The organism is Wolbachia endosymbiont (group A) of Trypoxylon clavicerum (assembly GCF_947251665.1).
Lineage (GTDB): Bacteria > Pseudomonadota > Alphaproteobacteria > Rickettsiales > Anaplasmataceae > Wolbachia > Wolbachia pipientis.
In genome coordinates this window covers 453,277-479,167 of sequence record NZ_OX366374.1, presented here as the reverse complement: position 1 = coordinate 479,167, position 25,891 = coordinate 453,277, and the positions used below count along the sequence as shown (strand labels likewise).

Annotated in this window: 22 protein-coding genes and 2 pseudogenes; 16 read left to right on the top strand and 8 right to left on the bottom strand. The window is 34.3% G+C overall.

Features of this window, described 5'->3' with window-relative positions:
- Positions 1-68: 68 nt before the first annotated feature.
- The 3 genes from OPR60_RS02400 (at position 69) to OPR60_RS02390 (ending at position 2,427) form a co-directional block, all read left to right on the top strand.
- Positions 69-1,721: a 30S ribosomal protein S1 gene (locus OPR60_RS02400; protein ID WP_065094747.1), complete on the top strand. Its 1,653-nt coding sequence runs from the start codon at positions 69-71 to the stop codon at positions 1,719-1,721.
- Between the two features lie 28 nt (positions 1,722-1,749).
- Entirely contained in the window at positions 1,750-2,028 is a 279-nt protein-coding gene (locus OPR60_RS02395) for an HU family DNA-binding protein (protein WP_265036667.1), read from the top strand.
- A gap of 72 nt (positions 2,029-2,100) precedes the next feature.
- Positions 2,101-2,427, top strand: a complete 327-nt coding sequence (locus tag OPR60_RS02390; RefSeq protein WP_065094745.1) for a cell division protein ZapA — start codon at positions 2,101-2,103, stop codon at positions 2,425-2,427.
- On the opposite strand, the gene OPR60_RS02385 is transcribed toward OPR60_RS02390, so the two are convergent.
- On the bottom strand, positions 2,402-2,680 hold the full coding sequence (locus tag OPR60_RS02385) for an FAD assembly factor SdhE (protein ID WP_006279484.1): 279 nt from the start codon (positions 2,678-2,680) through the stop codon (positions 2,402-2,404). The two genes, OPR60_RS02390 and OPR60_RS02385, sit on opposite strands and share 26 nt — an antisense overlap.
- Positions 2,681-2,779: 99 nt before the next feature.
- Between OPR60_RS02385 and rseP the strand changes: the two genes are divergently transcribed.
- The 8 genes from rseP (at position 2,780) to surE (ending at position 15,354) form a co-directional block, all read left to right on the top strand.
- Positions 2,780-3,898 carry an RIP metalloprotease RseP gene (gene rseP / locus OPR60_RS02380; protein ID WP_265039931.1) on the top strand — a complete coding sequence of 373 codons (1,119 nt, stop codon included), beginning with the start codon at positions 2,780-2,782 and terminating at the stop codon, positions 3,896-3,898.
- A 7-nt stretch (positions 3,899-3,905) separates the two neighbouring features.
- Positions 3,906-6,242, top strand: a complete 2,337-nt coding sequence (gene bamA / locus OPR60_RS02375) for an outer membrane protein assembly factor BamA (protein WP_265039929.1) — start codon at positions 3,906-3,908, stop codon at positions 6,240-6,242.
- Positions 6,243-6,794: an OmpH family outer membrane protein gene (locus OPR60_RS02370; protein ID WP_065094743.1), complete on the top strand. Its 552-nt coding sequence runs from the start codon at positions 6,243-6,245 to the stop codon at positions 6,792-6,794. It begins immediately after the preceding gene.
- A gap of 4 nt (positions 6,795-6,798) precedes the next feature.
- On the top strand, positions 6,799-7,230 hold the full coding sequence (gene fabZ, locus OPR60_RS02365; RefSeq protein WP_065094742.1) for a 3-hydroxyacyl-ACP dehydratase FabZ: 432 nt from the start codon (positions 6,799-6,801) through the stop codon (positions 7,228-7,230).
- 45 nt (positions 7,231-7,275) lie between these two features.
- Entirely contained in the window at positions 7,276-10,158 is a 2,883-nt protein-coding gene (locus tag OPR60_RS02360) for an FAD-dependent oxidoreductase (protein ID WP_265039927.1), read from the top strand.
- Between the two features lie 303 nt (positions 10,159-10,461).
- Positions 10,462-12,021, top strand: coding sequence for a proton-conducting transporter transmembrane domain-containing protein (locus OPR60_RS02355; RefSeq protein WP_265039926.1), 1,560 nt, complete (start codon positions 10,462-10,464; stop codon positions 12,019-12,021).
- Entirely contained in the window at positions 12,006-13,349 is a 1,344-nt protein-coding gene (gene ffh / locus OPR60_RS02350) for a signal recognition particle protein (protein WP_265039925.1), read from the top strand. Before OPR60_RS02355 ends, ffh begins: the two co-directional genes overlap by 16 nt.
- A 1,252-nt stretch (positions 13,350-14,601) precedes the next feature.
- The gene (gene surE, locus OPR60_RS02345) at positions 14,602-15,354 is read left to right on the top strand and encodes a 5'/3'-nucleotidase SurE (RefSeq protein WP_065094512.1); all 753 of its coding nucleotides are present in this window, start codon (positions 14,602-14,604) and stop codon (positions 15,352-15,354) included.
- Positions 15,355-15,378: 24 nt separating this feature from the next.
- On the opposite strand, the gene hisS is transcribed toward surE, so the two are convergent.
- Positions 15,379-16,602, bottom strand: a complete 1,224-nt coding sequence (gene hisS / locus OPR60_RS02340; RefSeq protein ID WP_265039922.1) for a histidine--tRNA ligase — start codon at positions 16,600-16,602, stop codon at positions 15,379-15,381.
- A complete protein-coding gene (locus OPR60_RS02335; protein WP_065094510.1) occupies positions 16,599-17,162 on the bottom strand; it encodes a NifU family protein in 564 nt (187 codons plus the stop codon). Before OPR60_RS02335 ends, hisS begins: the two co-directional genes overlap by 4 nt.
- 184 nt (positions 17,163-17,346) lie before the next feature.
- Here OPR60_RS02335 and OPR60_RS02330 point away from each other — a divergent pair, with 184 nt between their 5' ends.
- Positions 17,347-17,583, top strand: coding sequence for a J domain-containing protein (locus OPR60_RS02330; RefSeq protein ID WP_265039921.1), 237 nt, complete (start codon positions 17,347-17,349; stop codon positions 17,581-17,583).
- Between the two features lie 19 nt (positions 17,584-17,602).
- Here the strand turns inward: OPR60_RS02330 and OPR60_RS02325 are convergent, their stop codons facing one another.
- Positions 17,603-19,180, bottom strand: coding sequence for an N-acetylmuramoyl-L-alanine amidase (locus OPR60_RS02325; protein ID WP_265039920.1), 1,578 nt, complete (start codon positions 19,178-19,180; stop codon positions 17,603-17,605).
- 296 nt (positions 19,181-19,476) lie between these two features.
- On the opposite strand from OPR60_RS02325, the gene OPR60_RS02320 reads away from it, so the two are divergent.
- The gene (locus OPR60_RS02320) at positions 19,477-20,706 is read left to right on the top strand and encodes a cytochrome b (RefSeq protein ID WP_265039918.1); all 1,230 of its coding nucleotides are present in this window, start codon (positions 19,477-19,479) and stop codon (positions 20,704-20,706) included.
- 272 nt (positions 20,707-20,978) lie between these two features.
- The gene (locus tag OPR60_RS02315) at positions 20,979-21,737 is read left to right on the top strand and encodes a cytochrome c1 (RefSeq protein WP_265039916.1); all 759 of its coding nucleotides are present in this window, start codon (positions 20,979-20,981) and stop codon (positions 21,735-21,737) included.
- A gap of 138 nt (positions 21,738-21,875) precedes the next feature.
- On the opposite strand, the pseudogene OPR60_RS07000 reads toward OPR60_RS02315, so the two are convergent.
- Positions 21,876-21,974: pseudogene (locus tag OPR60_RS07000) on the bottom strand (IS5 family transposase); the annotation flags it as partial.
- A gap of 47 nt (positions 21,975-22,021) precedes the next feature.
- On the opposite strand from OPR60_RS07000, the pseudogene OPR60_RS02310 reads away from it, so the two are divergent.
- Positions 22,022-22,144: pseudogene (locus OPR60_RS02310) on the top strand (IS630 transposase-related protein); the annotation flags it as partial.
- 71 nt (positions 22,145-22,215) lie between these two features.
- Complete coding sequence (gene truA, locus OPR60_RS02305) at positions 22,216-22,953, top strand: tRNA pseudouridine(38-40) synthase TruA (protein WP_065094507.1); 738 nt, start codon at positions 22,216-22,218, stop codon at positions 22,951-22,953.
- Positions 22,954-23,032: 79 nt separating this feature from the next.
- Here the strand turns inward: truA and dnaN are convergent, their stop codons facing one another.
- The 3 genes from dnaN to OPR60_RS02290 all read right to left on the bottom strand — a co-directional run bounded on the left by dnaN (position 23,033) and on the right by OPR60_RS02290 (position 25,689).
- Positions 23,033-24,190 carry a DNA polymerase III subunit beta gene (gene dnaN, locus OPR60_RS02300; RefSeq protein ID WP_038199350.1) on the bottom strand — a complete coding sequence of 386 codons (1,158 nt, stop codon included), beginning with the start codon at positions 24,188-24,190 and terminating at the stop codon, positions 23,033-23,035.
- A gap of 115 nt (positions 24,191-24,305) precedes the next feature.
- Positions 24,306-24,803 carry an invasion associated locus B family protein gene (locus OPR60_RS02295; protein WP_320109787.1) on the bottom strand — a complete coding sequence of 166 codons (498 nt, stop codon included), beginning with the start codon at positions 24,801-24,803 and terminating at the stop codon, positions 24,306-24,308.
- Entirely contained in the window at positions 24,796-25,689 is an 894-nt protein-coding gene (locus OPR60_RS02290; RefSeq protein ID WP_065094505.1) for an RNA polymerase factor sigma-32, read from the bottom strand. The genes OPR60_RS02295 and OPR60_RS02290 overlap by 8 nt, the downstream gene beginning before the upstream one ends.
- Positions 25,690-25,891 lie beyond the last annotated feature (202 nt).

Sequence of the window (25,891 nt, the reverse complement as noted above, 5' to 3'; positions counted from 1 at the left end):
AAAATTACTTGTCAATAATTGTTAATATTATATAATATATGAGTTCTAATAAAGTTTAAGTTAAAGGTATGAATAATAATAATCCAGTCGTAAATCTACCGGTTACTATCAGAAAGCTATCATCAAACAAATTTATAGAAGAGATATGTCAAGGCCAATTTGAGGATCAAGATAATACCTTGTTTGAAGATTCTTTTGTTAACAAAATTAAAGAAGGAGATGTGGTAGAAGGTGTAATTACAAGAATAAACCCTAACGACGTTGTGGTTGATATTGGTTTAAAATCTGACGGGAGAATTCTGATCAAGGAACTCGGTTGTAATGATGAGGTCATTATTGGCTCGAAAATCAGAGTTTATGTGGAAAGAATTGAAGATTATCATGGTAATGTTGTTCTTAGTCGTGAAAAAGCAATTAGGGACGAAAAATGGAATAAGTTGGAAGAAGATACAGTTACAAGGGCTGAAGTAAGCGGAGTTATTAAACGCTCAATTAAATGTGGCTTTATTGTTGATCTTGGTGACGGAATAAGCGCTTTTTTACCGCTGAGTCATGTGGATTTGAAGCAAGTAAAAGATGCGAAGCACCTTATTGAAACTGAACAAAAGTTCATCGTGCTTAAAATGGATAAGAAGCAGGGCAATATTGTAGTATCAAGAAAGCTGGTGTTAGAAAAATTGCACGCTGGTGAAAAAATTAAATTTTTAGAATCTTTAAATGAAGGCGATATAATAGAAGGGAAAATAAAAAGTATCACTCATTACGGTGTATTTGTCGGTATTCATGAATCAGATGTAGTGGGAGTTATAGATGGATTGTTACATATTACAGATATCTCTTGGAGTAGGGTAAGTCATCCGTCTGCAGTTTTTACTTGTGGTCAGACTATAAAAGTTAAAATTATAAAAATAGACAAGGAAAATGCTAAAATTTCCTTGGGTGTGAAGCAGCTAGAAGATAGCCCTTGGCAAGATGCAGAGTCAAAATATCCAGTTGATAGTGTGCATAAGGGTTATGTAACAAGCATAGAAGATTATGGATTATTTGTTGAGCTTAGACCTGGAATTGAAGGTTTAGTGCACTCGTCGGAAATAACTTGGGTTAAGAGTAATTTACCAGTTAGTAGTCTCGTAACAAGGGGACAAGAAGTATATGTAAAAATTCTCAGTATTGACATTGCTAAGAGTAGGATGAGTTTAAGCATGAAAAGGTGTGTAGACAACCCTTGGCAAGTATTTATCAATAAATATTCTCCTGGTTCTATTGTTTCTGGTGAAGTGAAGAATAATACCGGCTCATATGTATCTGTTGCTTTCGGTGATTCTGAAATAGATGAGAACGTAGAAGGGACAATATATGTGAAAGATTTTAGTTGGTCTAAAAATGGTTCAGATGAGATAAAGAAGTATAATGTAGGTGATAAAATAGAAGCAAAAGTAATAAGGGCTAACGTGAATCGGGCAAGAATTTATCTTGGAATAAAACAAATAGAGTATGATCCTCTTGAAGAACTGATAAAGAAAGTTAAGGTAGGTGATAAAATACAGGTTATTGTAGGTAAGAGAGAAGATAATGGACTAGTCGTTGAAGTTGAGAACGATGTAACCCTTCTAATAGATCAAGAGCATTTACCAGAGAATAAAAAATTCTCTATATCAGAAAAAATAGAAGTTGAAGTATTGGGTGTTGAAGAATATAACATAGCATTATCTGCTAAGTGATAAGGTTTACTTATTTTGCTTCATATAAATGGCAACAAAGTCTGATATAATAGTGAGGGTAGCAAAAAGACATCCTTTTTTAGATAAGATTGTTATAGCAGCTATAGTTGATAGATTTTTTGGGATACTTTCAAGCACATTGAAACATCATAATAGAGTTGAAATTAGGGGGTTTGGTTCTTTTTCAGTTAGAAGTTATAACTTGAAAGAAACAAGCCATTTAATGTTACAGAAGTTTACAAAGAATCAATACTTTAAAACATATTTTCGTAGCAGTAAAAAATTATCTGATTTGATAAATGAATAAAAATTTATACCATAAATAAGATGAAAGTAGGGGTTTGAGTTTATACTGTACGATAGAAATTTTTAGCACCATATGCAAGTAGTAGAAATAGTTATACGTAATAACACATATAAAATATCTTGCGAAAGTGGGAAGGGGAATCATTTATTACGCCTTGCTAATAGTTTTGACAAGTTAGTTAGTTCTGTATCTCAAAAAACTGGAGGTAAGGGTTCGGATGCATTAAATTTCTTACTTGCAGCACTAATTCTTGAGGATAAAATTTTAGAATTAACAAAGCGATTAGATGAAGTAAATCAAGAGCGCGCAAAGTATAGAAACGAGAAAAGAATAGAATATACTGAGGTACTAGATAAGGTAAATAAGATTATCACTAATCTTGAGTGCATAAAGGATTAGCTTCAATAAAGCAAGCAATTAAATTGACTATCTGACTATTCAAGCCAGGAGGGAGGTTTGTCTTACGAGTTATGTAACAATATAATTCGTAATCATCAAGATCAACTATTTTTTCGTATTCGATTAGTTCGCTTAAGGAAAATTTATCAAGATATTTCAATGCGAAATGCCCTAAAAGTATATCGGTTTCTTTGCAACCCCTATGCCAGCTTCTATATATTAATTTTCTTCTGAGTAGTGAGGTATCTGTCATTACAATTAAACTTTTTTTAATTTAAAAGTTAAACTAAATACTTGTCAAGCGAGGCGCATTTTAATATACTTAACATTTTGTTAAGATCTAAATATACAGGTGGAATTAATTTCTAATCTTATCCATCAATTTAGCGATGGAATATATTATTTTTTATCATTTTCTTTAATAATTTCTGTCATAGTATTCGTGCATGAATATGGGCATTATGTTGTTGCCAAAGCATGCAAAGTTAAAGTTGAATCTTTTTCCATAGGTTTTGGTCCTGAAATTTTTGGTTTTAACGATAAGTCCGGAACTAGATGGAAATTAAGCGTTGTTCCATTGGGTGGTTATGTTAAAATGCTAGGGGACAACAATGCAGCAAGTGTCCCAGCTGATCAACAAAATTTAGCCGAAGAAGAAAAGTTGTATTCATTTCATACAAAACCGCGGCATAAAAAAGCAGCAGTAGTTTTTGCAGGGCCTTTTGCAAATATGGTATTTGCTGTTATAGCTTTTACAATATTTTTTAGCATAGCAGGTTATTATCGCACTCCACCGGTGATTAGAAATGTAATCGAAGGTAGTGCAGCTAAGCAAGCTGGTTTGTTGCCAGGTGACACTATTACACAAATCAATGAGCATAAAATAAAATACTTTGAAGATATTTCACGTGTGATAATGTCGAATCCTAAAACAAGAATGGAGATTGAGTATAGCAGAAATAATGAGAAGCACAGGACCAGTTTAACTCCATTAATAATCAAGGACAAAGACGTTTTTGGCAACACAATAGAAAGAGAAACTATAGGGATTATTTCAGTCAATACATTAAAGCAGTCGTCTTTTCTTGGGGCTGTGAGCTTATCAGTAAGTGAAACTTACCACACTATGTGCTTAACGATCAAAGCTCTCTTTCACATTATTGTTGGTAAAAGGAGTATCAATGAAATAGGTGGGCCAATAAAAATCGCAAAGTATTCAGGGCAATCAGCTAAAAAGGGGTTCGTTATGGTTGTGTATTTCATGGCAATTATTTCAGCTAATTTAGCTGCAATTAACTTGCTACCAATTCCGCTACTAGATGGTGGGCATTTATTTCACTATATTATAGAAGCAGTTATACGTCGAGATTTAAGTTTGAAATATCAAAAATATGCAGCTACTTTTGGTGCTTCCATATTGTTCTTGTTGATGGCAGTTGCAATCTCAAATGATATTAGGCATCTTTTTTAAGATACATATGAAAAAGCTATTCCACATACTAATAATAATTTTTATCTCTTTTCCTACTCTACTTGTTGCTTTAGAAAATAAGGAAAAAACGCAGATAAAAGATATCAAATATATTGGTAATGAGCGTGTAAGCAATCAAACAATAGGTTTTTATATAAAATTGGAACCTGGTAATTATGTAAACGACGATGATATAGATTTGATTATAAAAGGTTTATATAAAACAAAGCTATTTGCTAGTGTTAATGCTTACATAGATGATAAAAAAAATTTGGTAATAAAAATTCAAGAAAATCCACTAATTAACAAGATAATATTAAAGGGTAATAAGTTATTTAATAGCAAAGAGTTACTAAATAATGTGATTCAGTCAAAATCACTAACTATTTTCACTGAAACAAAATTGCAAAACGATTTAATGAATTTAATCACTACTTATAGAAATAACGGTAAGGTTGGCGTTAAAATTGAATATGAGTTGGAGAAGCTCGATAGTAATAGGGTCAATCTAATTTTCAAAATAAAAGAAGGCAAAACCTCTAAAATTAAGGATATAAGATTTATAGGCAATAAAAACTTTTCTGAAAATGAGCTAGAGCAAGTTATTAAAAGACATAGTAATGACATATTTAGTAAGTTATTTAGAGCCATTTTTAAAGGCGAAAATCATTATTCACCGCAATATCTATTGATTAACACAGAATTGCTCGATCGTTTTTATTCGTCTAAGGGATATATTCAAAATAATATTCAACCAATTGTTGAGGTTGATAATAACAATCAAACAGAGTTAACTTTTTTGATTGACGAAGGACAGCAGTATTTGTTTGGAAATAATGAGGTTAATATTGAAACTGAAATTCAGGATTTGAGCCTAAAAGAAGAACTATTGGATTTTATAACAGAGGAAAACGATAAGATATTTAATAGAGTTAAAATTAATAATACAGTAGAAAAAATAAACAAATATTTAAATGAAAAAGGATATATATTTGCAAAAGTTAATCCAGAGTATGCACAACGTGACAACGTTGTAGATGTAACCTACAGAGTGCTGCCGGGTAAAAAGATTTATATAAATCAAATTACAATTGATGGTAACGATCGCACTTTAGATAAAGTGATCAGAAGTAAGCTAAGTGTAGCAGAAGGTGATGCGTACAATATATCTGAGATTCAAAAGTCACGCAAAAAACTAATGAGTAGTGATTTTTTTGAAACAGTGAAAGTAAATAGTTACGCAGTTAATGACGATGCAGTAAATCTTGACTTAAATGTAAAAGAAAAAAACACTACTTCGTTGTATTTGGGAGGCGGTGTGTCTCTTCCTGGTGGAGCATTGATTAAAATTGACCTCAAAGACCGTAATTTATTTGGTACTGGAAAAGAGCTCTCTTTTGCTCTCGAAAAAAGTCAATACGTATTTTCTACTGATTTAGAGTTTGTTGAAAATAATTTTAATGATTCTGATACGTCACTAGGTGTAGGCGTATTTTACGAAAAACAAGATAAGCCAAACACTACTTTTGATAGTTGCGATATGGGATTTTTTACAAAGTTATCATATAAAGTCACAGAGAACTTAACTAATTCCCTTCGCTATTCTTATAAGTATAATCATATACACATGGATAATAAGGGTGGACAAGACACCGATATCTCTGAAATAATACTGGACCGAAAAGGTGAACATCAGATTTCATCAGTGGGATACACGTTGGCATATAATAAACTGGATAATCTATATGCCCCAAAAGAAGGGTATTTACTGCGCTTAAGTCAGGATATTTCAGGATTGGGAGGAAACGTGAATTTCCTGAAATCTGAATTCTTATCTTTTTATACGCACCCTATATTAAGCAAAATTGACGATGATATAACGCTACGCTTTAAGATGTCAGCAGGTCATATTTTTTCTTATACCGATGAAGATCTAAACATTGGCCAGCACTTTTTTAAAGGGGGTAATGAGATTAGAGGGTTTGACCTTTCCGGTATTGGACCAAGAGCAGAAGACAAAAATAAAAGCTCACTAGGAGGCAAAACTTATTTTAATTTAACACAGCAAGTAGATTTCCCACTACCAAAACTATATGACTATGCTGGTATCAAAGGCTCATTATTTGTTGACTATGCGACACTTTTCGGCTTAGATGATAAAAATGGGAAATATAAAGATCCATATAATGATAGTAAGCTTATAAGAGTGTCACCAGGTTTTGGCTTTTCAATGCTTTCTCCTTTTGGTAGACTTAGATTGGATTTCGGGTTTCCTTTAGTAAAGGAATCTTATGATATAATACCATCACCAAATGTTAAATTTTCTATTGAAGCGGGGATTTGAATGAAATATATACAGTTATTTATATCAGTTATTGCCTTAATTATTTCCTTATTTGTGGGGTATAAGTTTGTAGGATATCAACCTCAGAACACAAAGGCTGCAATTATCGATAGTGACAAAGTCATCAATGAATCTCTTGCTCTGCAAAATATACAACAACAAATAAAGGAGCAGAATTCTAGATTACAACAAGAATTTGAAAATGAGTTAGAAAAACTTAAGCCATCAAAAGAAGAATTTGACCTTTTGTCAGAAGAAGCAAAAAAGGAAAAGACAGGACAATTTAATAAGCACACTGTAAATACTAGAGATAATTACGCTAAAAAAATGTTACATTTAGAAGAAAGCTATAGAGACGCAGTAGAGAGTGTCTTTAATAAAATAAAAGAAGTTGCTAAAAGAACGGCAGAAAAAAACAACATAGATTTAGTACTATTTATTTCAAAAAAGAATCAAGTTTTATACTCTATGGACGAAGTTGATTTATCAGATGTGGTACTAAAAAATGTAAACAAGGAAATACCTGAATTTGCTTTAAAAGGCATTGAATAGACTTATGCAATTTAATATCAGTGATATTATAAAAATACTACCACATTCTTATCCGTTTCTCTTAGTAGATAGAGTTATAGAGTGTGATCCTGGTAAAAGTATAAAAGCAATCAAAAATGTGACTTTCAATGAGCCATTTTTTATTGGCCACTTCCCTGGTCATCCGATAATGCCAGGAGTCTTGATAATTGAATCTCTAGCTCAGGCATCTGCTATATGTGTTCTAGGTAAAGAAACAATAGAAAATAAAGTTGTTTACTTGAGATCCATTGAAAATGCAAAATTCAGAAAGCTAGTTACTCCAGGGGACACATTGATTCTTCAAGCTAACATTCAAAGTGTGTGTTTAGGTGTACACAAATTTAGGTGTATTGCATCTGTTAGCGAAGAAAAAGTTGCAGAAGCAACAATCTCAGCAGTATTGCAAAATAAATAAAATCTTTATCTGTAAGAAACAGCATGTACACTGTATAGTATAGCAATGAAGCTGAATTTCAAAATCTCATTTTCGAATCTATATACTCGTGATGGATTAATAAAATTAAATGAGACATTTTTGAATTATATCAAATCATGTGATGAGAGCTTGTTTTGTTCATTAATTGAAGCAAGAGAAAAAGCAGCTTCTTCTTCGATGTCATCCCAGTGTCACCTCCCATCATCCCAGTGTCACCCCCCGTCATCCCAGTGCTTGACACTGGGATCTAGAAAACAAGAAGGACGGTCAGCTACTTGGATGACAGATAGTCAGTTAATAGTAGACCTCTCATATTTACTTGATGAATTTATTGCAAAACTTTTCAATGTTGAAAAAGAAATAGAGGAGCTAAAGAAAAAGCACAACGACTTTGCTGTAATATATAAGTGCAAAAGATTATTTGTCCAACGCTATGCATTGAAGAAATACACTAATGTGGCGAATATAGATATTACTAACAAACTAAGTCATTTTCTCACTTTGCCAACAACAGAAAAAAATTTTGCTGAGCAGGTGATGCATTGGTTTGAAAATAAAGAGGATCACAAAGAGGAAATAGAACTTGCGGCACAATATGCAGTGTGGAGAGTAAAAAATAAACAGAGTATATTATTCAGTATTCATAAAAAAATTGACCACGAAAACCTCATACCATTTTCTAAAAAAGAAGTGGACAAAGTTGAAGTGCTGTATTCAAATGAAGTAAAAAGACGATACGGTTTTGATCTAACAAGCAAAAAGGTGAGTTTGAATAAAGCACTAGATAATGCTCACTACTGCATATTTTGTCATAAGCAAAGTAAGGACAGCTGCTCAAAGGGGCTAATTAATAACGACAATACTTTTAAACAATCTCCACTAAAAGTTGAACTGCACGGCTGCCCACTAGAGCAAAAAATATCAGAAATGAATCTGGTGAAAAGCGAAGGATACAGCATAGCAAGTCTTGCAATTGTGATGATAGATAATCCGCTATGTGCAGCCACTGGGCACAGAATATGCAATGACTGCATGAACTCGTGCATATATCAGAAACAAGAGCCTGTAAATGTGCCAATGGTTGAAACAAAGATTCTGGATGATGTGCTCAGTTTACCGTACGGATTTGAAATATATTCTCTGCTCAGCCGTTGGAATCCTTTAAATTTTCAGCGTCCATTGCCAAGAGGAAACACTGGAAAAAACGTTCTAGTTGTAGGCCTTGGTCCTGCTGGTTTTAATTTAGCTCATCATTTGTTGAATGATGGGCATAACGTTATCGCCATTGATGGACTAAAGATTGAACCTTTGATCGATAATTTCCAGCTAATTAAAGATTTTGAACACGAAAAATTGAGTGAACGCATGGCAGGGGGGTTTGGTGGGGTGGCAGAATATGGTATTACTTCTCGGTGGGATAAGAATTACTTAAAGATTATTAGATTACTGCTGGAAAGACGTGAGAATTTTGCACTTTATGGAGGCATTCGTTTTGGTGGCACGATTAATGTTGATGACGCGTTCAACTCGGGTTTTGATCACATCGCCCTAGCACTTGGCTCTGGCAAGCCACGAATGATCAAAATAAAGAATATGCTAGCTCGTGGAGTACGTATGGCATCTGACTTTCTTATGTCGTTACAACTGACTGGTGCTCTTAAATTTGATTCTATAGCAAATCTGCAAGTTCGTATGCCGATAGTTGTCATAGGTGCGGGGCTTACTGCGATTGACACTGCCACTGAAGCTTTAGCGTATTATCCAATTCAAGTAGAAAAATTTCTTCTTCGTTATGAGATATTAGTTGATAAGTATGGAAAGGACTGTGTTGAAAAAGATTGGACAGAAGAAGAACACAAAATTGCAAATGAGCTCATATCGCACGCAAAGTTGATCCAAGCAGAGCAAGAGTTAGCAAAAAAAGAGAATAGAGAAATAAAAATATTAGAGTTAATGCAGAGCCTCGGGGGAGTGAAAGTTGTATATAGAAAAGAGCTGAAAGACTCGCCAAGTTATCGATTAAATAGCGAAGAGGTGCAAAACGCATTATCAGAAGGGATTTACTTTATTGAAAACTTAGAGCCAGTTGAAGTTGTGACAGATAAATATAACCATGCTGAGTCAATAAAACTGATAGACACAAAATCCGGCGAAATCAAACGTATAAAAGCACGTTCTATTTTTATAGCAGCAGGTACTGAGCCAAATACAGTTATTGCAACAGAAGATAAAAAGCATTTTAAATTAAGTAATGGGTATTTTACTCATTTGAATTCATCAGGCAAAGAAATAGACCCAATATTTTCTCCTAAAATGCAAAATAAAGATAGAATATTAGTGTATAAGCAAGGCAATAAAACAATCAGCTTTTTTGGTGATCTTCACCCTTCGTATAGTGGCAGCGTCGTGAAAGCTATGGCAAGTGCTAAGAACGGCTACCCTATTATTTCTCAGCTTTTGAGTGGAGTTAATAGCTTCGTTTCTGTCATTCCAGTGTGTGATGTTGTGGGCCAGAAAAAAAATGCGTGGTCAAGTGTTGAAGACCTGGCTAATAAAGAATTCTTCAATAAAATCAAAGAGCAATTCACTGCAAAGGTTATAAAAGTTCAATATTTAACAGACAAAGTTGTGGAAATAGTGATCAAAGCACCACTTGCGGCAAAGAATTTTAAGCCTGGGCAATTCTTTAGATTGCAAAATTTTGAAACCAATGGCAGAAAAGCCAATAATACAAACCTTGCTATGGAAGGTATAGCCGTAACCGGCACTGAAGTAGACAAAAAAAAAGGAATTATTTCCACTATTGTGCTGGAAATCGGCGGCTCCACTAATTTATGCAGACACTTAAGAGAAGGCGAGCAAATAATTCTTATGGGCCCAACTGGCAGACCTACTGAGGTTTACTAAGTCTCAATATTAAAGTGATGCCAAATTTTATTTCAAAAAGTAAATAATTTACTAACGCTCGTGCACAAATTAAAAATAAATTATGCACGAGTGTAGCATTGTGAATGAAGAATGCTATATTAAAGCTTACCTCACTATTAAAGCTGTCGGTCAGATTAGATTAAAAACCTAATCTGACCGGTTTCTCTATGACCCTCTAAACTCTGATATAATTATATGATAATTAGTTTAATTAGTGGTTAATATGCAAATTGATTTTATTCATATATTGAGATAGCATAAACCATATTGGTTTTAATTATTGTGCAACTTTATAAATCGTCACTGTTACTTCTACTGACTGTATTAATAGTTATAGTCCTAAAATTACCTGAAAATTTGAGCATTGCAGTAAATTGGTCTCTCCCAATTCTAGATTTTGATTTATCTTTTCGCATCGTACTAATATCTTTTTTATCGGTTGCATTTTTAATTGTTCTATCAGCAAAAAATTTGAGTTTTTCAGAGATGCTTTCTTTTTCTGCTTACACTATCAGTTCACTTTATGCAGTTTTATCTGAACATATGATATTGGTTATAATATTCTGTGAATTAATGACCGTCAGTGCATTTTTTATTATCGCAGCTAGCTGTAGAGATAGTGGACCTGCAATAAGGTACGCTTGTGTACACTTTTTCGTTGGAGTTATATTAATAGCAGGATTGGCACTTCAAAGCACTAACCTGATAATTTTGGGTTTATTGATAAACTGCGCTTGTTTTCCTTTTTCATTTTGGGTTGTTGATGCATATCCTGCTGCATCGCTACATGGCACCACATATCTCTCTTTATTTACCACTAAAGTCTCTTTTTTAGTGATGCTTTTACACACTTATAACCTATGGCAAGATTGTACTGAAATATTAGCGCCTGTAGGCGCCATCACTGCAATTTACAGCATTATATTTGCTTCTCTTGAGCAAAATATTCGTAGATTTTTATGCTATAATATTGTAGGACAAATGGGCTTGCTGATTATTGCAGGAGGTTTACTCAGCCCTTCGGAAAAGGCAATACCAATTTTGATACTGCATATAATCTTCTCTCTTGTTTATCAATCATTATTGTTTGTGGTCAGTAATTCGATTATTTCACAAACAAAAACAATTAGTTTTAATGGAGTAGGTAAACTGATGTCAGTGGAAGGCATGTGTGCTATAATCGCAATACTTACAATGGCTGCATTTCCTGGAACCGCTGGATTTATTAGCAAATCATACATTACAGTCGAGATTGAAGCAAGTGGTGCTAATTTAGAAGTGTATAAAAACTTATACAAGATTCTAAATTTACTGCTTTATTTAAGCGTGGGGCTCAAGTTTCTTTACTACATATTTATTGCAAAAAGTAAGTCGAAACCTTTAGCAGAGAGGGGAGGTAAAATGACTATGATTATTTTAGCATTTATATGCGTAATTGCTGGCAACCCTTACTTACCTATTTACAATAAATCTTCGATTTTCGATTTTGTGTACAACACAAAAAATATTTTGTCGCAATTTAATTTGTTATTATGTACCACTTTATTGTTCATTCTTTTACGCAAGTTATTTTACCCGAGAATAAATTTTAAAATGGATGTTGATTGGATTTTTAGAGCTTTCATACCCTATATTATCTTGCTGTTCAATCAACTGATCTTTAAAGTGAGAGAAATGTCTGCCAATGTACTGCAAAACTTGACTAATTCACTTACTAGTTTATACTTTAATAATATTACTAAACTTAAAGAAGTGCTGGGTTACAACTCAGTGAGTTTTGTTTCAGCTTCTTCTCTCTTTTTAATGAGTATTCTACTAACGCTATTATGTTTAAATCGTTAACTGAAAGTTTAAATTCTGTATTTAGTAAACTAAGAGGAAAGTCGATCATTTCTGAAGATGATTTTAATCTTGCCATGCGTGAAATACGCATAGCCTTAATTGAAGCTGACGTTTCACTTGAAGTTGCAAAAAAATTCATCAACGACATTAAAGATAAAGTGATTGGGGAAAAAGTCATAAAAAGTGTTTCTCCAGCACAAATGATAATTAAAATTGTGCAGGATAATTTAGTTGCAGTTCTCGGATCAGAGAAAAGTGACTTAAATCTAGCAGTTAAACCCCCTGCTGTGATTATGATGGTGGGCTTACAAGGTGCAGGTAAAACAACCACCTCAGGAAAGCTTGCTTTAAAGCTAAAAAAGCAAAAGAAAAAAGTGATGCTTGCCTCTTTAGACATTTATAGGCCGGCTGCCCAGAAACAACTTGAGGTGCTGGGTAAACAAATAGACGTACAAACTTTATCTATAGTAATAAATGAAGGGCCTATTGCAATTACAAAAAGGGCACTAGCAGCAGCAAAGAACGATAATTATGATGTATTAATACTAGACACCGCAGGCAGGCTTCATATTGACAATAATATGATGAATGAGTTGAAAGCCGTAAAGGAAATAGCTTCACCTGCAGAAGTTATTTTAGTAGCCGACGCAATGATAGGCCAGGATGCGGTCAACATTGCCAAATCATTCAATGAGGTAATAGGTGTAACCGGCATTATTCTTACCCGTGTTGATGGTGATGCACGTGGTGGTGCTGCTCTTTCTATGAAAATGATCGCCGATTGTCCAATTAAATTTATTGCTTGTGGTGAAAAATTAAGTGACCTCGATGATTTTTATCCCGATAGAATTGCAAAAAGGATACTTAGCATGGGTGATGTTGTATCATTGGTTGAAAAAGCTGCTGAGATTGTTGGTCAGGAAGAAATTGATAAGTTACAAAAGAAAGTAAAAAAGGGTAAATTCGACCTAAACGACCTAGTGGGAATGTTAAAAACTCTGAGTAAAATGGATGGCATTAGCAACATAATGAAATTCATTCCTAGTTCATTCACAAAAAAGCTAAGTAGCAGTGTGCCAGATGACAATAAAGTGAAAAAATATATAGCCATCATAAACTCAATGACCGAAAAAGAAAGGCAAAATCCAGATATTTTAAATGGCAAAAGAAGACTTAGAATTTCTAAGGGGTCCGGAACAAGTGTAACTGACGTTAATCTTCTGATTAAGCAGTACAATCAAATGAGCTCTATAGTAAATAAGTTCAGTAAAGTTGACCATAGTAAACTCAAAGAATCTGATTTGATGGATATGCTAAGCAGAAAGTAAGTGACCTTACCTTTAGCTATATCAAAAGCCGGCTTAGTTCTCGCAAAAAAATTTACAGCTTTTTGCTAGCCAAGAAATTTATTATTAATTTTAGGAAATACTATAGCTGACCCAAGCAACACGTCATACCGCGATTCATTTCATAACTGTACGAACATTGTAGTGTGGGCCACCAGTGGGGTGTCATCCGAGTAGCTTGACTACTTGGATCCAGAAAAAAGAATGGTGTCATGCAAGTAGCCTCCTTCTCCTGTCATCCCAGCGCCCAGAGGTGTCATCCGAGTAGCTTGACTACTTGGATCCAGGAAAAAGAATGGTGTCATGCAAGTAGCTGACACTGGTCTCCATCCAAAAGGGTGTCATCCCAGTGCTTGACACTGGGATCCAGGAAACTTAATTGCAAGTAATGCATTGGGTTTGGTGAGTATGGGTTTTGCGTTATAGAATGAAGCACTTTTTGTGAATTTGTAAAGAAAACTGGATCCCAGTGTCAAGCACTGGGATGACATCATCCTTTTTTTTGGATTCCAGACTGGAATGACAGCAGTCCTACGTCATACCGCGATTCATTCGCGGTATCTCTAGATCCCGCTAACAAGCAGCGGGATGACGGTTGTCGTTTAGCTACAAACATTAAGAAATTTACCAAACGAAAAAAAAGGCAAAAGAAGCCCCGTGGTGGTTGGCTATTTACTATGTACTAAAATATCGACGTTTTTTTTATTCTAAAACGCTTGATTAAGAGCGATTTAGCTGCTTTTAACTTGCAACTAACCTACACCGCAAGTGTTTAAGAAATTTACTAAGCAGGAAAAAAGGCAAAGAAACCCCGTAGTAGCTAGCATTCAAATTCTCCCTTGTCAATTTGACGTTTTTTGCTGTCTTAAACGCTTTGTAAGCGCGTTTCGGCTTATATAGGTAAAAACCCAGAAATTTTTAAAGACATGCGATGCACGTAGTGCGAAAAATTAAACATGAGACGCCAAATACCCTAAGTTTTTTGTCATTAACCTGCACAGATTGCGAAGATAAATAAATAGCTTCAGTTTCATGATAAGGGGGCTGGCGGAGTTTGTCAAGTAAGTTTTTTCGTTTCTATTGTAATGACAGTTATGGCCTGTGCAAGAAATCTATTGATTTACAGCAGGTTCTTTGTTACAGTTCACAGTTATGCAAAGAAACTTAAAGCCTCATGAGTTTATTTACAGCCAGTGGTTTACATAATTTGGAGCTGTATAGCTGAGTATTGTATATGATAATATTAATAACAAACGATGATGGTTTTGGAAGTGAAGGAATAAAATTACTCAAAGAGGTTGCACGGAATTTTGCGTCAGAAATATGGATAGTGGCACCAGATACTGATAGAAGCGGAGCTGCAAGATCTCTTGATTATCCAGTGAAACAATCTATTGGAATAAAACAACATAGTGAAAGGGAATTTAGTGTGTCTGGTACTCCTGCAGATTGTGTCATTATTGCGCTAAATAAAGTTATGAATAAAAAACCAGACTTAATATTGTCCGGAGTAAATATTGGATCAAATGTCGGGGACGATATTTGTTATTCAGGAACAATTGGTGCTGTAATGGAAGGTGCTGCAAGGTCTATACCTTCTATTGCGCTGAGCCAAGTTTATCATGATAAAATAGACTGGCACAATACAAAGGTTTTTGCACCAAAGGTTATTGCCAAGCTAGTTAAGGTTGGTTGGCCTAAAAACATAGTGATGAGTGTAAATTTTCCTGCTACGGAAAAAGTAAAAGGAGTAGAATTTGCTGAACAAGGTGAATATAACATTGATGGGGATTTTACTTTTACTGAAAATTCGAATGGCTCTTTTAGCTTAAATTGGTCTCGAGAGCACTCAGGCAGTGGTAGTGTAAATAAAATAAAAGAAGGATTTATTACTATCACACCAATAAAATTAGATTTTACAGATTATGATACATTGAATGTTATGAAAAATTCTTGTGCAGACGAATTTTCTTCTATAGCTGACTGAGAAAAACATTTGCATTGCTCCTAATTAGATGTTTTCTATTGTGTTATCGCGAGCAATTATTTTTTCTTCACCTGTATCCATGTTTTTAATCTTTAAAGTTTTACTACTCAATTCTTCATCGCCAAAAATTAAAGCAGCTTTAGCATTTGCTTGATTTGCTTTTTTCATTCGGGTTTTGAGCGTTCCGCTATATTCATAGATTACATATAAACCATTTCTGCGCAATTCATTCGCAAGTGTTATGGCATATTCTTCAGCCTCTCTACCGATTGGAATTAGGTAAATAGGTCGCTCTTCTTTCGGAGAATAATTGATTAACTCCATTATGCGCTCAATACCCCCTGCAAATCCTATTGCTGGAGTGTGTTTTCCACCTACTGAAGATACTAAATTATCGTATCTTCCACCGGCAAAAACTGCCCCTTGTGCACCTAAATCCTCTGTAACAAATTCAAATACTGTGTGGCAATAATAATCCAGGCCTCGAACTAATTTGCTATTTACAGTGTAAGGTATGCCAAGAGCTTGCAGTCCATTTAACACCTGATCAAAGAAATATGAAGATTCTTTTGTATAGTGATCACTGATTTTAGGTGCATCCAAAATTATTGATTTATCTTTCTCATCCTTAGAATCCAGTATTCTGAGTGGATTTTTGATCAACCTATTTTTGCTATCTTCTGATAGATCATTTTGATACTTTCTAAAGTATGATACCAAAGCTTCTCTATACTTAGTTATTGTTTCACCATCACCCAAAGAGTTAATTTCCAGCTTTACATTTTTATTGATGCCAAATTCAATTAGTAAGTGCTGAGCGAGTGATATCAATTCAATATCAGCTTTTGGATCTTCTATGCCAAAAACCTCAAAATTTATCTGATGAAATTGCCTTTGTCTTCCCTTTTGCGGTCTTTCATAGCGAAATGCAGGTCCTGTTGAGAATAATTTGATCGGTGTTTGCAGTTTTTTTTCGATTAATAGTCTAACAATCGTTGCGGTGAACTCAGGACGTAAAGTTATGCTCTTTCCCCCTTTATCATTGAAGCTATACATCTCTTTAGTGATGATGTCTGAGCTATCACCTAAGGTTTTTGTAAAAACCTCCGTGTACTCAAATATTGGAGTCTGGGCGGGCAAAAAGCCGTATAGACTTGAGATTCTATTTGCTGTTTGCTGAATGTATTTAAACTTATACCACTCATCAAATAGAAGGTCTTTCGTTCCTCTAACTGTTTGATTAGTCATAGTGTAGTCTCTATACCCGCAACCTCTGGTATGTGGTAGCTCAGCATATTCTGCACTCCTTGCTTTAAAGTAATTGCAGCACTTGGGCACCCAGAGCAGGCTCCTTGCAGCTCAACATAAACTATTCCATCTTTATAGCCACGGAATTTGATATCACCACCGTCTTGAGCAACTGCAGGTTTGATATAACTTTCCATCAATTCTTTTATTCTATTTACAATTTCTATATCACTTTCATCAAAAAATTCCTCGTCTGGATCATTCACTCCTTCTTTATCTAGCGCTTTTCCACCTGAAGTAAAGTGATCCATAATTGTAGTTAAAATTTCTACTTTTAATGTATCCCAATTAATTCCACCCAATTTTGTTACTGAAATAAAATCATGACCAAAAAACACTCTTACCACATGTTCTATTTGAAAAAGATTTGCTGCTAACTTGGAGTTTTTTGTTTCGTCTGCATTTAAAAAATCAGCCGTTTCTCCTTCGTTTAGAATTGCAAATCCAGGAAGAAATTTCAGTGTGTTTGGATTTGGTGTTTCTTCAATCTGGATGAACATGTTATTTACCATGACAATTATAATTGTTACTATTTAATCATAAAATGATAAAAAAATATACATGTCATTCATCTTTTTCCTTTTTTTAGTATTCATAATAATCACGTTTGTCTTGCCTAGCGTTGTTGTATTTTTTCTCTTCCTGACAAAAAAAAATAACATAAGTTTCATGATAAACTCTGTATTGAGTAAGTTTTTGAACGAATTTAATAGCAGTAGAAGTTATACTGAAAATTACACTGGTAATAACATATCCAAAGATGAAGCATTAAAGATACTGGGGCTGAATCCTGAGGCAAGTCAAAATGAAATCAATAAAGCATATCAAAATTTAATGAAGTTAGTTCACCCAGATAAGGGAGGCTCAGAATATTTTGCGCAAAAGCTAAATGCGGCGCGTGATAAATTGTTAAAAAAGTGATCTTAAAAAAAGTTTTCGTTTAACAAATTTCTTCCTTTGCTTTTTCTAAATACTCCAATATTGCTTCATGTAGCGCAGTCCATGTTATCTGTTCTTCCAGGGAAGGTATAAATTCTTGTCTCCAAGCATTCTTAAACTCCTGAAACCACTGTTTTTCAAAATCCTGAAATTCTAAAGAAATATCTACTTTAAAGCTATCAATTAAACTGGAAACTTCTGCAGCTTTAGAGCTATCTAGTGATTTTAAAGATAACACTCCACTCTTTAAAATGTCTAACTCTTCCAATACATTAAGCTTAAATGGTTCATAGAGTGAAGACCATATGCGATATCTTAAATAAGAATCATAGTATAACTTAATTTTGTACATTAAAGTGGTAGATGCATCAGGAGAAATGTTATTCTCATATTGTGCAAGAGAAGATAATAAATTCTCATAATCTACTTTGCTTAAACATGGTTGTAGAGTCGATTTAAATTTTTCACTAAAGGTTAAATAACTAGAAGAAATGCCATGACTATATTTACTAAAGAATTCAGGAAATATATCCGCTTGTTCTAATTTAAGAGGTAAATCTTTTCTAATTTCTCTTGGTAAATTATGTATTGAGAACTGATAAATAACCCATACAAAATTCTCGTCAAACTTATCTGAGTAATCAGCATTATTATCAGGAAAAATTACATTACCTTTCTTATCATTCCAGGGTAGTATCTTATAGAAAAATTTGTTCAGCCTTTGTTTTAATTTCAAAATACCTTCATTTCTATCACCTGCTTTATACAATATTTCGCCCATTTGCTGTTTAGCATCTTTAGGGTTTATTCTGTCACTTATGTGCAATCCAATTCCATTTTTCTCTAATAACTCCCAATCAAACAATTTGTGTGGATCTGGTTTACGCATTGTATAGCCAAGCTCTGGATCATGCACTATAGTTCCTATTTCAGAATGACTAAATATCATATCCCTTTTAATTTTAAAACGCTCCATAAGATATAAAATCAGCTCTTTAACGGATCTCATTTGCTCTTCCGGAAAAGGCTCAAGTCCTGTGTTTACAATTTCAATACCTACAGAGTAGTTGTTAAGCTTCCGTAGCTCTTCAAGCTTGCTATCTATCTTAACTCTTGCATAACTAATACCAGCATGCCATGCTTCTTTCTCTAATGGAACCATTAAGGTGATGCTGCCATCCCTATCGACAATAAAATGAACTGACAATCCTCTAGCATTCAGTGTATCTTTTGTACCTTTTAATGTTGATGTTTCAGTATGGTGAACTATAACCATTAACACTTTTTTACCTGCCCTATCACCATAATTTAAAGCTGAAGCTGGATCTAAAAATAACAAATCCTGATCTTTCAATAATGGTAATTTTTCTTGTAAATCTTGAAAATCATTCTCGATATTGCTTGAACTGGATACTTGCCCAGATATGAGAAATGCTGAAACAGTAATCAGTAAAACTAATAAATATTTGTTAACTTTAGATAGTTGGATTTTCATACCATCTTTATAAACACTTTGTAGATAATTTTTCATTCTATAGTTAGAATAGGGTTGTTGAATAAATTTACAAGACAAAATCATACTAGTCCGGTAGTAGTAACATGTTCAGAGATGGAGCGTTTAAAGTGCTAGGAATAGATTCTGGAGCTAACCAAAATGAAATCAATAAAGCATATTAAAATTTAATGAAGCTAGTCCATCCAGATATAAGGAGGCTCGGAATATTTTACACAAAAATTAAATGCGGCACGTGATAGGTTGCTGAAGAGGTAATTAATATTGCTTTAAAGTTTTTATTTGTGCGTAAAGGATAAGTTGCTACAATAAAAAAATAAGATAAAAGTAGCAATGGACATGTGTTCAGAAAGGTTTAAGTTATGCAGGAAGATAACAAAAAAGAAACAATAAAAGAAGAAAAAGGCATATTAGGATGGATAGAATATAGATTGCCTATATTTTCTTTTCTAAGACACACTGCTTCTTACCAAGTGCCAAAAAACTTAAATTATGCTTGGAACTTTGGCTCTTTGGCTGGTATAGCGCTGATTTTACAAATAATAACAGGTATATTTCTTGCTATGCACTACACTCCGCATGTTGATTATGCGTTTAATAGTGTAGAGCGCATAATGCGAGATGTGAATTACGGGTGGTTAATACGCTACACTCACGCTGTTGGAGCATCGCTCTTCTTTATGGTAGTCTATGTTCATATAATGCGTGGATTATATTACGGATCTTATAAAAGACCGAGAGAGATGGTGTGGTTTATTGGAATATTTATATTTTTTGCAATGATGGCAACTGCCTTTATGGGATATGTATTGCCTTGGGGACAAATGAGTTTCTGGGGTGCAACAGTTATAACCAACTTATTTTCTGCTATACCTTTAATTGGCAATAAAATAGTTATATGGTTATGGGGTGGTTTTTCAGTGGATAACCCAACACTTAACCGTTTTTTCGCTCTGCATTATCTTCTGCCTTTTGTTATTATTGCTTTAGCTATGCTTCATGTGATAGCTCTGCATAGGTTTGGCTCTGGTAACCCAAGTGGAGTGGAGGTAAAATCAGATAAGGATACCATCCCTCTCTATCCTTATTATATAGTCAAGGATTGCATAACTTTTGGTCTGTTTTTTGTAGTTTTGTTCGCATTTGTTTTCTATGCTCCCAATTATCTTGGGCATCCAGATAATTATATAGAAGCTGACTCTATGGTAACTCCGGTACACATAGTGCCAGAGTGGTATTTTTTACCTTTTTATGCAATGCTACGTTCGATTCCAGATAAACTTACTGGTGTGCTTACCATGTTTGCGTCTATTTTAGTGTGGTTTTTGTTACCTTGGCTTGATAAATCAAAAGTTAAAAGTGGTGCTTATCGCCCGGTGTTTAAGAAATTTTTTTGGGTTTTTGCAATAAATTTTGCACTTCTTGCCTGGCTTGGAGGACAAGAGGTGAAAGAACCTTACATCACTATGAGTAGGCTATTTACTCTTTATTACTTTGCATACTTTGTGATAGTTTTACCACTGCTTAGTAAGTATGAAAAGCCAAAAGAACCACCAAAAACCTTAAGTGATTCTGTGCCGGAGATGAGGTGATGTCAATTCAAAGCAGATCTCTTACAAAATTCTCTGTCATCCCAGAACTCTCTTCTTTCACCCCAGAGCCCTCTTCTGTCATTCCAGAACTCTCTTCTGTCATCCCAGCACCCTCTTCTGTCATCCCAGTGCTTGACACTGGGATCCAGAAAAAAAATAAATGGATTCCAGCATCATGTACACAACTGTATGAACGTTGTATACAACACACAGTGTCATTCCACTATCTTCCGTTGTCATCAATTCGAAATTTACTAAAACAGTGGTTACGCATGGGATCTAATGTATTTGCAATCTCCTGCATGTTATTTCTATCTAGTCTTATATCTGCAGAAGAGTTTAAACCATTACCAAATAAGAAAATAGACTGGAAATTTGATGTAATTGTCGGATCTTTCGATAGAGAGTCAATTCAGCGTGGCTATAAAGTGTATAAAGAAGTCTGTGCTGCTTGTCATTCAATGAATAGGGTAGCATTTCGTAATTTGCAAGATGTCGGTTTTTCTGAAGAAGATGTAAAACAGATAGCAGCTTCTTACCAAGTTAAAGATGGTCCGAATGATTTGGGTGAAATGTTTGACAGACCTGGAGTACCTTCGGATTATTTTATTGCGCCTTTTGATACAAAAGAAGCAGCTGCAGCAAGCAACAATGGTGCAGTCCCACCAGACTTATCATTAATTATTAAAGCAAGGCATGATGGTGCAAATTATGTCTATTCACTGTTAACAGGCTATCAAAACGGCGAACACGATGAAAATGATTTATATTTTAATTCGTATTTTCCAACAGGCAGATTAGCTATGGCGCCACCACTTTCTGAAGGAATGGTGGAATATGATGGTGCAAGACAAGCCACAGTTGAAAATATGGCATATGACGTGGTAAATTTTTTACAATGGGCAGGAGAGCCAGAATTAGAGCGCAGGCATAAACTTGGATTAAAAGTAGTGGCGTATTTTATAATTTTAACAGTGTTTTTTGTATTAACTAACAACAAAGTTTGGAGCAAGCTCTATAAAAAGAAGTGATAGTCAATTTTGCCTCAAGCACAATGGTTGTCATCCAAGTAGCTAACACTGGTTCCTTTATGACGGTGTCATCCGAGTAGCTGACACTGGGATGGCTTTGTCGCATCGTACCTTATACGGTAATAATTTACGATAAATTCATGTAGCCATTTCGAATTTAGCCATACCAATGTCAGTAAATTTATTAAGCAAATAGCACTTAATGAGCAGTTCTTTTTCACGATTTATAGCTCTTTTCATAGAAGTCCGGATGTGATAAGGATAGATAATGATAAGGAGGTTGAATGCCAGCAGCATATAGTTATGATTTAAGAAAAAAAGCAATGGAGGCGCTAGACGAAGGAGAAAGCAGAGAAGCAGTGGCAGCAAGATTTAAGATTGGACGAACTACTTTATGGGAGTGGCAGCACTGTAGGCTTGACCATAAATTATGTTAAGATAGAAAATGACTATTTTAGATAGAGCTTGATGTAATGCAGTGCGATACAAAATAACGGTAGAATATAATGGTAGTAGTTTCTCTGGTTGGCAAAAACAGCAACACTCTGCTAACTCAATCCAGGAGAAGATAGAAAATGCTATATTTAATTTTAGTGGTGAGAAAGTTACTTTGTACTGTGGTGGCAGGACTGATGCAGGGGTTCATGCTTTAGGACAAGTTGCTCATTTTGATATGGAAAAGGAATTTGAGCTTTATAGAATAAGGAATGCAATAAACTATCATTTAAAATCAATTCCTATAGTCGTGCTTAATGCAGAAGTTGTAGATGATGCGTTTCACGCACGGTTTTCAGCAAAAAAAAGATATTACGAATATAGAATAGTTAATCGCTATGCTCCTGCCGCTCTGGAGACGGGTTATGTATGGCAAGTGTTTAGCCCACTTGATGTAAATATTATGCGTGAAGCTGCTAAACATCTACTTGGAAAACATGACCTTTCAAGTTTCCGTTCAAAAGATTGTCAAGCCGCAAATCTGATAAGAACAATTGATGATATCGATATAATACAAAATGGGAATCATATACACATCAAAATATCTGCTATTTCCTTTTTACATAACCAAGTGAGGATTATTGTGGGTACTTTAGTTGAATTTGGAAAAAATAGAACCAATCCGCAAGAAATGCTAAATATATTAAACCAATGCAAAAGAAGTGCCGCTGGAGTTACTGCACCACCTTTTGGCTTATATTTGGTAAAGATAGATTACTAATTTAATAAAAGCTAGTGAAATAAGTGCCATACCGCCACGGTATCTCCAGATTCCGCTAACAAGCAGCGAGATGACGAGTTTAAGTTCTCATTGGCATTACTACATATAATGCACTTGAATCGTCTTCATCAGTGATAATTGTAGCACTATTACCATCGGCTAAGCTAAACTTACATTTATTTTTTATGCAGGATAGAACATCAAGTAAATAACGCGAGTTGAACCCTATTTCTATAGGGGCTTCATTGTAGTCCACTTCTATGGATTCAGTTGCATCACTGCACTCTTGGGAGTTTGAATGCAGAGTTAGCAGCTTTTCTTGTAGTGAGAATTTAATAGATTTTACTTTATCAGATACAACAACGGAAACTCGATCTATAACGTCTGAAAGTTTTTTACTTTCAATAATCATATGCTTATCTTGAGATGCTGGAATAACTGCTTTATAATTTGGAAAAGTTCCATCTATTAATTTTGATATTAGAATATATTCACCGCATGTAAACTTGATTTTTCTGTCTGAGAGTTTTACTTTAATTTCATTACAATCGTCCAATATTTTTAACAGCTCCATAACAGTTTTACGTGGAATGATCACACCAAATTCGCCATTGATGTTCCCAGGCTTTGGCCTCTTTATACATGATAAACGATGGCCATCAGTTGCAACGCAGTACAGAAATTGCTCATCTGTATGTAGATATATTCCATTTAAATTATACCTTGTATCATCTAGTGATACAGCAAATTTTGTTTTAGTTAATAAATCTATCAGGTCCGTATTTAGTAGAGTAAAATCATGTTTATAATTGTCTTCTTCAAGAGCAGGAAAGCTGCTTGAAACTACATTCGGTAAAGAAAAGTTTGCATTTCCGCAAGACATCAATAATTTTCCTTGGTTGTTTACTTCAAAATTGACATCCAAATCAGCGGGTAACTTCTTCACTATGTCATGTAAAGTATGCGCTGAAATTTTTACTTCTCCTTCTGTTAATACGGTTGCAGCAAGTGAGGCAAACATTGAAATGTCAAGATCAGTTGCCATTAATTTTATGCTGCCGTGTTGTGCTTTGATATTTATACACGCCAAAACATCTATTGCATTACGCCTTTCAACCACTCCACTTACTCTGGATAATGTATTTAAAAGACTTGTGCGGCTCACGCTAAAACGCATCTGCTCACACACAGAATTTTGCTTTTTGATTTCTGTATCTACACCTGCAACCTCTGACATTACTAACTCTCAAAAATATATTTTAAATGATATCCGCATTCCATATAAAGTAAAGTGCTATTCATTGAAAGAGTAGTCTAGTTTATACTATAGCTGGGTATTCTGTTACAATAATTTACTTTGTATGGCATAAATCATGCATTTTTTGATACGCTTTTTGAAACCCAAGTAGGGAATAAGTATCATCAATGGTCACTGTTTTTGTTTTCCCATTCACTACCATTGATAATCCCTGCTTCATTTTTAGAATGAGATCTTGATCTATTTTTGTATGCTCTGCCCATGCAAAACTTCCCTGTATTATGGGCAGTGTATATTTAATTTTTTTATCGATATTGAGAGCTACAGGCTCCTTATCATACTGAAAACCAGAGGTAACGCTTACCTCATCTGCTTTTTTATCAACATAACTAACCATTACATATGGCTTGTGGTTGGTTGTATAATGTTCGCTTTTTTTTTTAGGATAGGATACAATATAACATACTTTCTCTCCATCTTCCAATGCAGTATACACGAGCCAATCTTTATATTTTTCCTTCAATTGTACATCACTAACTGATGCAAAAGTGCCTATTGAAAAAAATATTAGAAATATAAAAAAACTACGCATGCAAACCAAATTTCAAACTTTCAGATTGTATATATCGTTTTACCTTAGCCATCGCCTGCTCAGCCAACTGCCTTATTCTTTCTCTTGAAACACAATATTTTTTACTAAGTTCATCTAGAGTTTGAGTGTTTTCAGACAAATATCTACTGATAAAAATGTCTCTTGCCCTTTCGTTGAGGCTTGCTAGTGCATTGTTTAAAATTGTTTCTTTTAATTCTTTTTCTTCATGATTCTGATAGGTTACTTCTTGACTGACCAAGTTACATGGGATCATATCTTGTAACTCCCTTTTAGAGTCATCACCTATTTTTATGCAATCGTTTAGCGACTGATCCTTACAAGCCAAACGGTAATTCATTTGTACAACATCTCCTTCGGATACAGAAAGCTCATTAGATATTGCTTTTATTTCTTCATTATTTAAAGTTTCTCTGTTTGTATACTGTAAAATTCTTTTTTTTATTTTACGTAAACTAAAAAATAATCTTCTTTGTGCTTGCGTTGTGCCTATTTTCACAAATGACCAAGATTTCAATATAAAGTCTTTTATTGAAGCTTCAATCCACCACACTGCATAAGTTGAAAAACGAAACCCTAAATCAGGATTAAACTTTTTTACTGCATGCATTAAACCCATATTCCCTTCCATGACCAGGTCCATCAACAATAGTCCATAATTTTTGAATTTCATTGCAATTTTCACTACCAAATTCAAATGGCTGGTAATCAATTTATGAGCAGAAGAAATATCCTTGTATTGGTTCCAATTTTTTGCTAGTTGTACTTCTTCCTCTTGAGACAGCATGGGAAATTTTCGCACCCTAGCAATATATTGTATGAGATTGGTTCTGCTATCGACACATAAGCTTGCCATTGGGGTCAACATAACAACTTAAATTAAAACTTCATGCATATAATATATTGATTTTCCAGCAAAAATTCAAGCTTTGATTTGAAAAAAGTACAAATTTTCCATCTAATTTCTTGGAGACAGTAGGCCGCAGTGTTAGCTAATTGGATAACATTATGTAACTTTAGATGATATTCTATCAATACAATGGTGAACGTTATAGCTTAAACACATAGCA